The following is a 13463-nucleotide window of genomic DNA, read 5'->3' as shown; positions in this document are numbered from 1 at the left end:
AATCTTCGGCGGACTTCATTCCAGCGCCCTCTCCCGTGTACGGGAGAGGGCGCTTCACCCAATCAACAAACTCAACAGCCACAGTGCCACGAGCAGCAGGATAATCCCCCAGATGATTGAGCCGCGCAGGAAGGCGCGGATGGCGCTGACCAGCATGAACAGGCCGAGAATCAGGGCGAGTAGGTTGATCCAGGTGGGGTCCGTGCCCAGGGAGCGCGACAGGCCGTCGGTGAAGTTGGCGCCAGCGCGGCCGAGCAGGTCGAAGAAGCCGGAAAGCGCTTCGACGATAAAGCGGATTACCGCGCCCAGCGTTTCGCCGAGCCATTCGAAAAAGCTTTCTGCGCGCATCGTTTCTATCCTTAAATTCGTCGCTGCATGAGCGTTGCGTGGGTTTCAGTTGGGCCCTACGCAGCCGCCCTGAGTTCCCTAGTGCAGTTCATTGGAGTGGTTATGTCTCGGCATCGGGGCCAATTTGTGTCTTTCGTTTCGCCGTATGCAGGCGGGGTATGAAGCGGTTCCGGCATTTTGCGGCGCAGACACTGCATGGACTGGTGCGGCGGCCCTGGCTGTGGCTACCGATCCTGCTGCTGAGCCTGCTGTGGAGCGCCGACCGCTTGTTTCCGCTGCCGTTGCCGGCGGACGATCTGGCCCGCGTGGTGCTCGCCGAAGATGGCACGCCGCTGTGGCGCTTCGCCGATCAGGATGGCGTGTGGCGCTATCCGGTTGAGGTCAGCGAAGTTTCGCCCTACTACCTGCAGGCTCTGCTGACCTACGAAGACCGCTGGTTCTACCAGCACCCTGGCGTCAACCCGTTGGCCCTGGCGCGCGCCGCCTGGCAGAACCTGCGTGGCGGGCGAGTGGTGTCCGGCGGCAGCACGCTGTCGATGCAGGTGGCGCGCTTGCTCGATCCGCACTCGCGCACCCTGGCTGGCAAGCTGCGCCAGTTGTGGCGCACCGCGCAGCTGGAATGGCATCTCTCCAAGGCGCAGATTCTCGCCCTGTATCTCAATCGGGCGCCGTACGGCGGCACGCTACAGGGGATTGCGGCGGCCAGTTGGGCCTACCTGGGCAAGCCGCCGAGTCAGTTGACCCGCAGCGAGGCGGCGCTGCTCGCGGTGTTGCCGCAGGCGCCGAGCCGGTTACGGCCGGATCGGCATCCGGAGGCGGCGCAAGTCGCCCGCGACAAAGTGCTGCGCCGCCTCGCCGAATTCGCCGTGTGGCCACGTCCAGCGATCGATGAAGCGCTAGAGGAACCGGTGGTTCTCGCCCCGCGTCAGGAGCCGCGTCTGGCGCCGCTATTGGCGCGCCGGCTGAATCATCCCGGCAGCCCGCCGCTGATTCGCACCACGGTGGATGCCGCGTTGCAGCGCCGCCTGGAAGATCTGCTGCTGGGTTGGCGCTCGCGCTTGCCGCCGCATACCTCGGCGGCGCTGTTGGTGGTCGAGGCGCAGAGCATGGCGGTGCGCGCCTACCTGGGCTCGGTGGATATCGCCGATGTGCAGCGCTTCGGTCATGTCGACATGATCCAGGCGCTGCGCTCACCGGGTTCGACGCTCAAGCCGTTCCTCTACGGCATGGCGTTGGATGCCGGCTTGATCCATTCCGAGTCGCTGCTGCAGGACGTCCCGCGCCGCTATGGCGATTACCGGCCCGGCAACTTTTCCAGTGGTTTCAGTGGCCCGGTGTCGGCCAGCGAGGCGTTGGCCACTTCGCTCAATCTGCCCGCCGTGCAGTTGCTCGAAGCCTATGGGCCCAAGCGCTTTGCCGGCGAGTTGCGCAATTCCGGGGTGCCGCTCGCGCTGCCGCCGCTGGCCGAGCCGAATCTGGCGCTGATCCTCGGCGGCGCGGGCAGTCGCCTGGAGGAGTTAGTGGCCGGTTACAGCGCCTTCGCGCGAGGCGGCATGGCGGCGCGGCCGCGCTTGCAGCCGCAGGATGAATTGCGCGAGCGGCGTCTGTTGTCGCCCGGGGCGGCGTGGATCGTGCGGCGCATTCTCAGTGGCCAGGCGCGGCCGGACCGCGATCCACGGGCGCAGTTGGTGCAGCGGCCGAGCCTGGCCTGGAAGACCGGCACCAGTTACGGCTTTCGCGATGCCTGGGCGCTGGGCGTCGGGCCGCGTTATCTGATCGGCGTGTGGATCGGTCGCCCGGATGGTACGCCGGTGCCCGAGCAGTTCGGTCTGGCGTCGGCGGCGCCGCTGCTGTTGCAGGTGCACGATTTGCTGGTCAATCGCGACGGTCAGCGCGGTATCGCGGCACCGGTCGAAGCGGTGCCGGCGAGCATCGGCGTAGCGGCGATCTGTTGGCCACTGGGTCAGCCGCTGGCCAAGGACGACACCAATTGCCGGCGCCAGCGCTTCGCCTGGACGCTCGATGGCACCGTGCCGCCTACGCTGCCGGCGGCCGATCAGCCGCTCGGTTTGGGTTTGGCGCAGACGGTTTGGTTGAGCCCCCGGGGTTTGCGGGTCGACGCTAGCTGTGCCGGCGCCAGCGCCCAGGAACTGGCGTTCTGGCCGGATGCGCTGGAGCCCTGGTTGCCGCGTCGCGAACGCCGCATCGCGCGCTTGCCGGCGCTCGATCCCAACTGCCCGGCGCACGCGGGGCCGGTCGCCACGCCGTTGTCGATCGTCGGCATTCGCGCGGGCGATCAATTGCGCCGGCCGGCGTCGAACACCGAGCCATTACGCCTGCAGCTCTCCGCGCTGGGCGGCAGCGGGCAGCGCTGGTGGTTCCTCAACGGGGTGCCGGTCGGCGAGACCCAGCCGGGCGAGAGCCTCAGTCGCACGCTCAAGGGGCTGGGCAGCTATCAACTCAGCTTGCTCGACCAGAGCGGCGCGACCGCCCGGGTCGAATTCCGCGTAGTCGATTGAACGCGTCGGCGGTCAGGCGAAGTCGGCCAGCACGATGCGGTCGCGGCCCTCGGCCTTGGCTTGATACAGCGCGTTGTCGACGCGCTTGAAGAGCGCCTCGGGGCTGTCGTCGCACTGCGGATCGAAGCTGCCGACGCCGAGGCTGGCGGTCAGCGGCAGGTTGCGCCTGCGGCGCGCTGGAAAAGCCTCAGGTCAGCAGCCAGGCGAGCAGGTAGTAGAAGCCGCCCAGGCGGGTGCGGATCAGGGTGTCTTGCGACTCCCGCCATAGGGGAAAGTAACCCGGATGATGCAGGCGCGACTGATCTTGTAGGAGCGAATTCATTCGCGATATGGAGCGCGCCGCAGTGACGTCATCGCGAATGAATTCGCTCCTACGACTCCAGCCCCACAACCGCGCGGACGCAGCCTTGTAGGAACGGATTTATCCGTGATGGGTCTTCCAAAGGCTATGTCCCAGGACTGTATTGCCCGGCTCCAACCGAAACCGCTATCTCCCCGCGAATGTACTGCTCCAGATGCTGGATCAGGCCATCCTGCTCGGCCAGGGTCTCCTTGATCAGGTCACCGATCGACAGCAGCCCGAGCAGTTCGCCGTCATCCACCACCGGCAGGTGGCGCAGGTGGCGATCGGTCATCAGCGTCATGCACTCGCGGATGCTCTGCCGGGGGGCCACCGTGATCACCGGCACGCTCATGATCTCGCTGACCAGGGTGCCGATGGACGAGCGGCCCCGGAGCACGCCTTTGCGGGCGTAATCGCGTTCGCTGACGATGCCCAGCAACTGGCCCTCGTCGAGCACCAGCAGCGCCCCGACATTATGCTCGGCCATGACCTGCAGCGCTTCCAGCACGGTTGAGCTGGGAGCGATGGCATGGACGTTCTGGTGCGTTTTGGCCTGGAGAATCTGTGCCACGGTTTTCATGCAATCCCCTTGTTCGATCGTGCGGTCAGCTCAGTGACGGCAAGGATCGAACAAGACGGCGGCCAACGGCCAAACGGAGATTTGTATCGGGCTGATTGAAAACTTCATTGACGTGGTGCAGCCCGCGCACGCACACCTCACTGCATCCAAGAAGCGCTGGGACGAACCATGCAACAGATGATTGGTACTTCGCCTTTCCAAAGGCACGTGACCACAAATGAAACCGCTTCCCGGTGCCGGGTAAAGATTTTGTATACAAAATATTAAGTTCACTGCTGCGTTGGTCGATATAGCGGCATGGCGCGCGGGTGCGCAGCTTTGTATACAACTCCTTTCTCTTCCTCAGGTGGACCATGCGAATCTGGCAACGCAGTATCCAGTGGCAACTCACCCTCAGCATGGGCGCGGCCCTGCTGGTCAGCATTCTTATCGTCATTGGCGTGTACGGCTGGGTGGTCAACCGGCTGGCTGAACGGGCGCTGGTCGACAATGCGCTGCCGGCCAGCGTCGAGGCGATCGGCAACGACCTCGAGCGCATTCTCGCCGCGCCGCTGACGGCGGCGGCGGACATTGCCGGCAACAGCCTGGTCGGCGACTGGCTGGCCAGTGGCGAAGACCCGGCACGACAACCCGACTTCCAGCGCTACCTCAACGCGCTGCGCAGCCAGCATCAGGCGCTGACCACCTTCATCGTCGCGCTGGACAGCGGTCACTACTACACCGATCAGAAGTTCGACCGCACGCTGCAGCGCGGCAAGGCCGACGACGCCTGGTTCTATGGCTTCCTCGACAGCGGCAAGGAGCGCGAGCTGTCGTTCGACATCGACAAGTCGAACAACGTGCCGAGCCTGTTCATCAACGTGCGCATTCGCCAGGACGGCAAGGACCTCGGCGTGGCCGGGCTGGGTTTCGGCATGCAGGCGATGTCCGATCTGGTACGCAATTTCCAGTTCGGTGAGCGTGGGCGTATCTATCTGGTCGACGACGGCGGCCAGGTGAAGATCCATCCGCAGGCCGAGCTGAACAACCGCCGCAATCTGACCGACCTGCTGGGGGGCGACGTCGCCGGCGAACTGCTTGGCGGTGCCGGCAAGGCGCTGCGCTTCCAGCGTGATGGCGAGACGTATCTGGTGGTGTCGCGCGAGCTGAAGAGCCTCGGCTGGCGTCTGGTCAGCGAAGTACCGGAGGCGGAAATCTACGCCGAGGCGCGTCAGGCCATGCTCAGCAGCGGCTTGATCGGTCTGGCCGTGGCGCTGCTGGTGCTCGGTCTGGTGGCGCTGCTGGCGCGTGGCTTGGTGCGCCCGCTGCAGCAGGTCACCGCGGCGCTGGTGGAAATCGGCGGCGGTGGCGGCGACCTGACCCGCCGTCTCGACGAGTCGCGGGCCGACGAGCTGGGCGATCTGGCGCGCGGCTTCAACCGCTTCCTGGAAAGCCAGCGCAGCCTGATCGGCGAAGTGCTGGCCACCAGCCAACGCCTGCGCGGCTCGGTCGGCCAGGTCGCCGAAGTGGTGGAAAACACCGCCGGTCGCGCCGGTCGGCAGCGCGAGATGACCGACATGGTCGCCACCGCGGTGCACGAGATGGGCCTCACCGTGCAGGAGATCGCACGCAACGCCAGTGATGCCGCGCAGGCCTCACACAACGCGCGCAGTGAAGCGTTGCAGGCCCGTCAGGTGGTCGGCAGCTCGATCGCGCATATCGAGAAGATGTCCGGCGAGATCGGCCACGCCTCGGTGGCGGTCGGCGAACTGGCCCATGAAGTGGCGTCGATCGACCAGGTGCTGTCGGTGATTCGCGGCATTTCCGAGCAGACCAATCTGCTCGCCCTCAACGCCGCGATCGAAGCGGCGCGCGCCGGCGAGTTGGGGCGCGGCTTCGCGGTGGTCGCCGACGAGGTGCGTACCCTGGCCAGCCGCACCCAGGACTCGACCGGTGAAATCCAGCAGATGATCGAACGCCTGAAGAGCGGCGCCGACAGCGCGGTGCATTCCATGCAAGCCGGCCAGGCGGCCACCGGCACCGGCGTCGAAGCCACCCAGCGCACCGGCGTGTCACTGGGCGCGATCACCGAACAGGTCGAGCGCATCAGCGACATGAACACCCAGGTCGCCACGGCCACCGAGGAGCAGTCGTCGGTGACCGAAGAGATCAACCGTAACGTGCAGGGCATCGCCGACCTGGCGCACGCCACCTCCGCCGACACCGAACGCTGCCGCGTCGATTGCCAGACGCTGCGCGCCCTGGCCGACGATCTGACGCGGCAGATGGGCAGCTTCCGCCTCTGATCCGCCCCACCCTGATAGGTAGGCGGCGGCCCGGCCGGGGTCGCAGCCACGCCTTCTGACATGGGCTGGAGCGCCCGCCCCTTGGGCATCTGGCCGATTGCCGCCTACCCGTAGGGGGCATCGACAGCCCCGCTGACCCGCGCCTTTACTGCGCTCCCGCTTGGGAGTCGGCAGCCCCCTCGCACATCGGGCGGCCCCGCCGCCGACAACAACAAAAACTCAGGGTGAAGGCATGAATAATCTGCTTGTTCAACGGCCGCTCCGGCTCTATGCCGTGCTTGCCGGACTACTGCTCTGCGGCGCCGCGAGTGCCGTGCAGGCCGGGCCGCAGGTGAAGATCGACAGCGGCTGGGTCGAGGGTGCCGTGGTCAACAACGCCCGGCTGTTCCGCAATATCCCATTCGCCGAGCCGCCGCTCGGTGCGCTGCGCTGGAAGGCGCCGCAGCCGGCCGCGCCATGGGGTGGCGTGTTGCAGGCGGTTGGCGCGGGCAAGATCTGCGTGCAGGGCGGTTCGGAAGTCTCGCCATCGCTCGGCGAAGAGGACTGCCTGGTTCTCCACGTTACCAGCCCGACCAACGCCACGGCGTCGTCCAAGCTGCCGGTAATGGTGTGGATCCACGGTGGCGGCTTCCAGGTCGGTTCGGCGCGCAACTACGACGCCACCGAATACGCCAACCAACACAACGTGGTGGTGGTGTCGACCAACTATCGCATGGGCGCCATGGGCTTCCTGGCCCTGGATGGCCTGCGCAGCGAGGCGGCGGATCAGTCCACCGGCAACTACGGCCTGCAGGACCAGATCGCCGCGCTGCAATGGGTCAAGCGCAATGTCGCGGCGTTCGGCGGCAACCCCGGCAACGTGACCATCGCCGGCGAGTCGGCGGGCGCCATCAGTGTCATGTCGCTGCTCACCTCGCCGAAGGCTGCCGGGCTGTTCCACCGCGCCATTGCACAGAGCGTGCTGGCGCTCGGCGAGCAGGGCGAGGGCTCGGTGCACAGTATGAGCACCTCGCTAAGCAAGGGTGGCGACTTCGCCGCCCAGAACGGCTGCCCGAGTGGCCCGACACAGGTCGCCTGTATGCGTGGCAAGAGCGGTGCCGAGATCGGCCAGAACAGCCAGTTCGCCTTCAGCGCGCTGCAGCGTGCTATCGAGACCGATCTGCCGTGGGCGCCGACCGTCGATGGTGTAGTGCTCGGTGACTTCCCGCGCAAGCTGATCCGCCAGGGCAACTTTCATCGCGTGCCAGTCCTGATTGGCTCCAATCAGGGAGAGGTCAAGGGGCCGATAGGCATCACCGAGTTCGTCAATAACCAGCGTTTGACCAGTGACCAGTACAACACCATCCTGCAGTCGCTGGCACCGAGCGTTACCTGGGTTGGCATGCGTGCCACCTACCCGGTGATCGGCTACGGCTCGCCAGCCCTGGCGGCCAACGCATTGCTCACCGACGCCACCTTCGCCTGTGCGACTCAGAGTCTGCGCCAGGACTTGATGCGCTACACCCAGGTGTACGGCTACGAGTTCATCGACCCGAACTCCGAGCCGGCGCTCGGCCCGGCCTCGGTGGCGATCTCCAACGACACCCGTGGCTCCAGCCATGCCGACGAACTGGCCTACTTGTTCAACCGGCAGAGCCCGATTGGCTACTACCTGACCAACATGTCGGTAAAGCAACTCGAACTGTCCGGGCGGATGACCGCCTACTGGGCCAACTTCATCCGCGGCGGCAACCCCAACGGCTCGGGCTTGCCGAACTGGAAGGCATTCAGCAACGGCGTGCTGGGCCTGGAGCGCGAGGGGGTGATGATGCTGGAACCGGGCAAGGCCAAGATGGTGTACTCCAGCGTGTTGTTGTCGGATTTCAATGACGACCATAAATGCTTGTTCTGGGGGCCGATCTTGCCGCTCGCCGGCATATTCATGTAAGTGCTATGCCAAGGGGTCCATTCGGGCCCCTTTCTCGTCAGCCGCGACGAATCAGCCAGATACCCGCGATGATCGCCAGCACGCCGAGCAGCTTGCCGAGGCTGATCGGCGCCTCGCGGAAACCGGCCCAGCCGAAGTGGTCGAGCAGCAGCGCCATGCCCAACTGGCCGGCGATCACCAGTGCCATGAACAACAGCGCGCCGACCCGCGTCCCGGCATAGGCCGCGGTGACGATGAAGAACACACCGAGAAAGCCGCCGCACCATTGCCACCATCTGACCCCGCGCAGCACGTCGAGGCCCGGAATTTCCCGTTGCCAGAGGACCAGCAGCAGCAGGGCCAGGCTGCCGACGGTGAAGGAAATCAGCCCGGCGGCCAGCACGCTGGACACCTGCCTGGCCAGCTGACCATTGATACCGGCTTGCAGCGGTAGGCAGGCGCCAGCGATGAGGGGCAGGGCAAGCAACCACCAAGCAATAGTGGGCATGAGCGATCTCCAGACGGGAGGCAAGATTATGCCGGCAATTGATTCGTCGGGTCAGTCGAGCGAGCCGTGGGCTGGCGGTGTTGTGTCGGCGCGGATTTATCCGCGAATAGGGCCGGGCCATTTCGCGAATTAATTCGCTCCTACGAAAGCCGAAGCTTTTGTAGGGTGGGTTAGCCGCGTAGCGGCGTAACCCACCAGCGGCACGACTCGGAACACTGGCGTCCAGTCCGGTCCTTCGGCTAACCCACCCTACGAATCATCGTCGCAGGCATCACCTGGCGGGCCTGCACGTCTCAACACGTAGCTGGGACATAGCCAATGAATTCGCTCCTACGAAAGCCTAAGCTCGTTGAGTGGGATCAACCGCGCAGCATCGGTCTCATTTGGTCGTCGATACACCAATGCGGCTCACCGGCGCGCAAACGCACGCCGCCGACCCAGCGTTCGGGCGCATCACAGTCCAGCCAATACCGCCGCCCCGCCAGCACCTCACGACCCAGCTCGGTGAGTTGCAGAGGGCGCTTCGGCCAGGGCAGTTCGGGGTGCTCTTCGCGCAGTAGGGGCGTCGCTGAGTCGAGCAGCGGGCGTAGCAGCGCATGGAACATCATGTCGCCGAGATAAGGCAGCGGCTCCGCGCGGCTCATCAGTTGGGCGAATACCAGGCCGAAGGTCGGCTGTTCCCGTTCGGCGACCAGACCCAGGCTGAGTCGCTCGGTCAACGACAGACCGTCATGGATGCCCGGCAACTCCTGCAGCTGGCGCCGCAAGGCCGGGCCGAGCAACGGCAGCGCCGGTGTCTCGGCCTGAGCCAATTCCGCCCAGACGCGTGGATCGGCGCTGCTGTAGGCGCTCCATGCCTGGCGCGCCAGGCTGATGGCGGCGGTGCCCAACACGCGGCGTTGCGGCCACAGCCAAGCCAGTAGATCGGGCGCCAGTTGGCCGATGCCGATAAAGCGCTCGACTCCTGGTACGCGGTCGATTTCGATCAGTTCAAAACGCTCCGGCAGTTGCTGCGCCCCGGCGAGGACGCGGATCAGAAACAACTGGTCGTAGGCATCGGCCTCGCACCACAGCACCACCCGCGAATACTCGTGCAGGCGCTCGAGCAAGGCGTATTCGCGCTGCGAACCGGCGAGCACGTCGCTGGCGTTCATGGCGAAGGTCGCGGCGACAAATTCGCTGCGCACCGCGAGGTACTCGGGCAATGGCAAGTCCGGCACCGGGCCCATCACCAGCGGATCGATGAAGCTGTGGAACTCGCCCTGAAAACCGGCCAGGCGCAGCGTATGGCTGATGTCGTTGCCGCAGCGCAGGTGCAGCGTGGCGGCTTCATCGTCGGCGCGGAAATTCGGCTGGCGGGCGGCGAAGGCGACCGCGTCGAGGTGCGCCTTGAGCTTCGGCCAACTGGCGAACCCCAGTTCGCGGGCGATCAGGCATTGCGCATCGGCCAGGCGCACCTCAGCCGGTGTGCTGGCCAGGCTATGCGTGCGCATCGCCTGCCAAGCCTGCGGGTCGGCGGCCTTCAGTTGGCGCAGCAGTTCCTTGGCGCGTTTGCGTTGCTGTTCGAGATTGATGCGGCCGTCGTGGCAGGCCGTGGCGTAGCGGATGGGTTGTGGCGTGGACAAACGTGGCGTGGACATACGAACCCCTATGGCTGGCCTTGTCCGCTGGGAGGCCGGGAGTCGTATGACGAAGTCGGCAAATGCAGCCTGGGCGCAGCCCTTTCCGCGGACGGGTGGCGTGGCGAACGCCGTGCCCGACTATAGCCGATGGGCCTGGATGCGCCTACCCAGAGCGCTGCTGGATTAATACTGGGGGAGGGCTACCCTCTATGGGGCGAGATGCCCGGCAATGCCCCGGGCATCCACTGCCTGATGCAGGAGAGCCACGATGGACATGAACCGTCGACAGTTCTTCAAGGTCTGCGCTGTGGGCCTTGGAGGATCGAGCCTGGCGGCTCTGGGGGTAGCTCCCCCGGCAGCTTTCGCCGACCAGGTGCGCCATTTCAAACTGGCGCGCACGATCGAGACGCGCAACACCTGCCCCTACTGTTCGGTCGGCTGCGGCCTGATCATGTACAGCCAGGGTGATGCGGCGAAAAACGTCGCGCAAAACATCATCCATATCGAGGGCGACGCCGACCACCCGGTCAACCGCGGCACCCTCTGCCCGAAAGGCGCCGGTCTGTTGGATTTCATCCATAGCCCGAACCGCCTGAAGTATCCGCAAGTTCGCGAGCCCGGTACCAAGGAATGGAAGCGCATCGAATGGAATGAAGCGCTCGATCGCATCGCCAAACTGGTGAAAGAAGACCGCGACGCCAACTTCATCGAGAAGAATGCCGACGGCTTGACGGTCAACCGCTGGCTGACCACCGGTTTCCTGGCGGCCTCGGCCTCGTCCAATGAAGCGGGCTACATCACCCATAAGGTGATGCGTTCTCTCGGCATCCTGGGATTCGATAACCAAGCGCGTGTCTGACACGGCCCGACGGTGGCAAGTCTTGCCCCGACGTTTGGCCGAGGAGCCATGACCAACCACTGGACCGACATCAAGAATGCCGATCTGGTGCTGATCATGGGCGGCAACGCCGCCGAAGCGCATCCCTGCGGGTTCAAATGGGTCACCGAAGCCAAGGCGCACAATAACGCTCGGCTGATCGTGGTCGATCCGCGTTTCACCCGTTCGGCCTCGGTGGCGGATTTCTACGCGCCCATCCGCACCGGCACCGATATCGCCTTCCTTGGCGGGCTGATCAATTACCTGATCGAACACGACAAGATCCAGCACGAATACGTACGCAACTACACCGATGTGTCGTTCATCGTGAAGGAAGGTTTCAGCTTCGAGAACGGCATGTTCAACGGCTACGACGCCGCCAAGCGTACCTACCCGGACAAATCCGCCTGGGGCTATGAGCTGGACGAGCAAGGCTTCGCCAAGGTCGACCCGACCCTGGAAAACCCGCGTTGCGTGTTCCAGTTGATGAAGCAGCACTACAGCCGCTACACCGCGGACCTGGTCAGCAGCATCTGCGGCACGCCGAAGGACGCCATGCTCAAGGTCTGGACGGAGATCGCTGAGACTTCGGCGCCCGGCAAGGCCATGACCATCATGTACGCGCTTGGCTGGACTCAGCACTCGGTCGGCTCGCAGATGATCCGCACCGGCGCCATGGTCCAGTTGCTGCTGGGCAACATCGGCATGCCCGGCGGCGGCATGAATGCCCTGCGCGGTCACTCCAACATCCAGGGCCTCACCGACCTCGGCCTGCTGTCCAATTCGCTGCCCGGCTACCTGACTCTGGCGATGGATGCCGAGCAGGATTACCCGGCCTATATCGCCAAGCGCGCGAGCAAGCCGCTGCGCCCAGGGCAGATGTCGTATTGGCAGAACTATGGCAAGTTCCACGTCAGTCTGATGAAAAGCTGGTTTGGTAAGAACGCCAGCGTCGAGAACAACTGGTGCTACGACTGGCTGCCGAAGCTCGATGTGCCCGGCGGCTACGATGTGCTGCGCTACTTCGACATGATGTATCAGGGCAAGGTCAACGGTTACTTCTGCCAGGGCTTCAACCCGCTGGCCTCGTTCCCCAACAAGGCCAAGGTCAGCGCCGCGCTGGCCAAGCTGAAATGGTTGGTGGTGATGGACCCGCTGGCCACCGAGACCTCGGAGTTCTGGCGTCACGCTGACGAATACAACGAAGTCGATACGGCGAACATCCAGACCACGGTGTTCCGCCTGCCGATCAGTTGTTTCGCCGAAGAGGACGGCTCGATCGTCAACAGTGGGCGCTGGCTGCAGTGGCACTGGAAGGGCGCTGAACCGCCCGGCCAGGCGCGTACGGATATCTTCGTCATGGCGGGTTTGTACCATCGCCTGCGTAGCGCCTATCAGAAAGACGGTGGGGCTTTTCCGGCGCCGATCCTCGGCCTCGACTGGGCGTATCTGAAGCCCGAAGAGCCGGGCCCGGACGAACTGGCCAAGGAGTACAACGGCAAGGCGCTCGCCGATGTCAGCGACCCAGCCAGCGGTGCCGTGTTGGCCAAGGCCGGCGAACAATTGCCCGGTTTCGCTCTGCTGCGTGACGACGGCAGCACGGCCAGCGGCTGCTGGATCTTCTGCGGCTCCTGGACTCAGTTGGGTAACCAGATGGCCCGGCGTGACAACTCCGACCCCTACGCCATGGGCCAGACCGCTGGCTGGGCCTGGGCCTGGCCGGCCAACCGGCGGATTCTCTACAACCGCGCCTCGGCCGACGTGTCCGGCAAACCCTGGGACCCGGTGAAGAAACGCCTGGTGTGGTGGAACGGCAAGGCCTGGGCCGGTACCGACGTGCCGGACTTCAAGGTCGACGTGCCGCCGGAGGCGGGCATGAGCCCGTTCATCATGAACCCGGAAGGGGTGGCGCGTTTCTTCGCCATCGACAAGATGGCCGAGGGGCCGTTCCCTGAGCACTACGAGCCGTTCGAGACGCCGATCGGGCGCAACCCGTTGCACCCGAACAATCCGCAGGCCACCAGCAGTCCGGCGGCACGGGTGTTCAAGGGCGACATGGAGCTGTTCGGCAAGGCCGACGAGTTCCCCTATGCGGCGACCACTTACCGGCTCACTGAGCACTTCCACTTCTGGACCAAGCACTGCCGACTGGCCGCGATCACCCAACCCGAGCAGTTCGTCGAGATCGGCGAAGTGCTGGCCGGCGAGCTCGGCATCGTCGCTGGCGAGCGGGTCAAGGTGTCCTCCAATCGCGGCTATATCAAGGCGGTGGCGGTGGTCACCAAACGCCTCAGACCGCTGACCGTGGACGGCAAAACCGTGCACCAGGTCGGCATCCCGCTGCACTGGGGTTTCTCCGGTGTGGCCCGCAACGGCTACCTGACCAACACCCTGACCCCCTTCGTCGGCGACGGTAATACGCAGACGCCGGAGTTCAAGTCGTTCCTGGTCAACGTGGAAAAGGCATAAGGAGCT

Annotated in this window: 10 protein-coding genes and 1 pseudogene; 5 read left to right on the top strand and 6 right to left on the bottom strand. The window is 65.0% G+C overall.

From position 1 onward, the window contains the following. Window positions 1-54 precede the first annotated feature (54 nt). Window positions 55-348 carry a hypothetical protein gene (locus tag NVV93_RS16795; protein ID WP_258251777.1) on the bottom strand — a complete coding sequence of 98 codons (294 nt, stop codon included), beginning with the start codon at window positions 346-348 and terminating at the stop codon, window positions 55-57. 158 nt (window positions 349-506) lie between these two features. Here NVV93_RS16795 and pbpC point away from each other — a divergent pair, with 158 nt between their 5' ends. Beyond that, window positions 507-2867 (top strand): peptidoglycan glycosyltransferase PbpC, encoded by a 2361-nt coding sequence (pbpC, locus tag NVV93_RS16790; protein WP_258251776.1) that lies wholly within the window; start codon window positions 507-509, stop codon window positions 2865-2867. A 12-nt stretch (window positions 2868-2879) separates the two neighbouring features. Here the strand turns inward: pbpC and NVV93_RS16785 are convergent, their stop codons facing one another. The 3 genes from NVV93_RS16785 to NVV93_RS16775 all read right to left on the bottom strand — a co-directional run bounded on the left by NVV93_RS16785 (window position 2880) and on the right by NVV93_RS16775 (window position 3790). After that, a complete protein-coding gene (locus tag NVV93_RS16785; RefSeq protein WP_258254403.1) occupies window positions 2880-3020 on the bottom strand; it encodes a diguanylate cyclase domain-containing protein in 141 nt (46 codons plus the stop codon). A gap of 34 nt (window positions 3021-3054) precedes the next feature. Continuing rightward, the gene (locus NVV93_RS16780; RefSeq protein WP_258251775.1) at window positions 3055-3189 is read right to left on the bottom strand and encodes a hypothetical protein; all 135 of its coding nucleotides are present in this window, start codon (window positions 3187-3189) and stop codon (window positions 3055-3057) included. Window positions 3190-3313: 124 nt separating this feature from the next. Next, window positions 3314-3790, bottom strand: coding sequence for a CBS domain-containing protein (locus tag NVV93_RS16775; protein WP_258251774.1), 477 nt, complete (start codon window positions 3788-3790; stop codon window positions 3314-3316). A 353-nt stretch (window positions 3791-4143) separates the two neighbouring features. Between NVV93_RS16775 and NVV93_RS20220 the strand changes: the two are divergent. The 3 genes and pseudogenes from NVV93_RS20220 to NVV93_RS16765 all read left to right on the top strand — a co-directional run. After that, window positions 4144-5163, top strand: a pseudogene (locus NVV93_RS20220) (cache domain-containing protein); the annotation flags it as partial. 174 nt (window positions 5164-5337) lie between these two features. Continuing rightward, window positions 5338-6075 (top strand): methyl-accepting chemotaxis protein, encoded by a 738-nt coding sequence (locus NVV93_RS20215; protein ID WP_375162935.1) that lies wholly within the window; start codon window positions 5338-5340, stop codon window positions 6073-6075. 232 nt (window positions 6076-6307) lie between these two features. After that, window positions 6308-8002 carry a carboxylesterase/lipase family protein gene (locus tag NVV93_RS16765; protein ID WP_258251772.1) on the top strand — a complete coding sequence of 565 codons (1695 nt, stop codon included), beginning with the start codon at window positions 6308-6310 and terminating at the stop codon, window positions 8000-8002. A gap of 37 nt (window positions 8003-8039) precedes the next feature. Here NVV93_RS16765 and NVV93_RS16760 read toward each other — a convergent pair whose 3' ends face one another. Together NVV93_RS16760 and NVV93_RS16755 are read right to left on the bottom strand one after the other, a co-directional pair. Beyond that, window positions 8040-8489, bottom strand: a complete 450-nt coding sequence (locus NVV93_RS16760) for a DMT family transporter (protein WP_258251771.1) — start codon at window positions 8487-8489, stop codon at window positions 8040-8042. Between the two features lie 359 nt (window positions 8490-8848). Then, on the bottom strand, window positions 8849-10096 hold the full coding sequence (locus NVV93_RS16755) for a DUF1835 domain-containing protein (protein WP_375162934.1): 1248 nt from the start codon (window positions 10094-10096) through the stop codon (window positions 8849-8851). Between the two features lie 283 nt (window positions 10097-10379). Between NVV93_RS16755 and fdnG the strand changes: the two genes are divergently transcribed. After that, complete coding sequence (gene fdnG / locus NVV93_RS16750; protein WP_258251769.1) at window positions 10380-13457, top strand: formate dehydrogenase-N subunit alpha; 3078 nt, start codon at window positions 10380-10382, stop codon at window positions 13455-13457. Window positions 13458-13463: the final 6 nt, after the last annotated feature.

The organism is Pseudomonas sp. LS44 (assembly GCF_024730785.1).
Lineage (GTDB): Bacteria > Pseudomonadota > Gammaproteobacteria > Pseudomonadales > Pseudomonadaceae > Aquipseudomonas.
This window is presented reverse-complemented; position numbering and strand designations above follow the sequence as displayed.

Coding starts and splice junctions, on each gene's coding strand:
- NVV93_RS16795 (WP_258251777.1), bottom strand. CDS start 348: ATGCGCGCAGAAAGCTTTTTCGAATGGCTCGGCGAAACGCTGGGCGCG.
- pbpC (WP_258251776.1), top strand. CDS start 507: ATGAAGCGGTTCCGGCATTTTGCGGCGCAGACACTGCATGGACTGGTG.
- NVV93_RS16780 (WP_258251775.1), bottom strand. CDS start 3,189: ATGAATTCGCTCCTACAAGATCAGTCGCGCCTGCATCATCCGGGTTAC.
- NVV93_RS16775 (WP_258251774.1), bottom strand. CDS start 3,790: ATGAAAACCGTGGCACAGATTCTCCAGGCCAAAACGCACCAGAACGTC.
- NVV93_RS20215 (WP_375162935.1), top strand. CDS start 5,338: ATGACCGACATGGTCGCCACCGCGGTGCACGAGATGGGCCTCACCGTG.
- NVV93_RS16765 (WP_258251772.1), top strand. CDS start 6,308: ATGAATAATCTGCTTGTTCAACGGCCGCTCCGGCTCTATGCCGTGCTT.
- NVV93_RS16760 (WP_258251771.1), bottom strand. CDS start 8,489: ATGCCCACTATTGCTTGGTGGTTGCTTGCCCTGCCCCTCATCGCTGGC.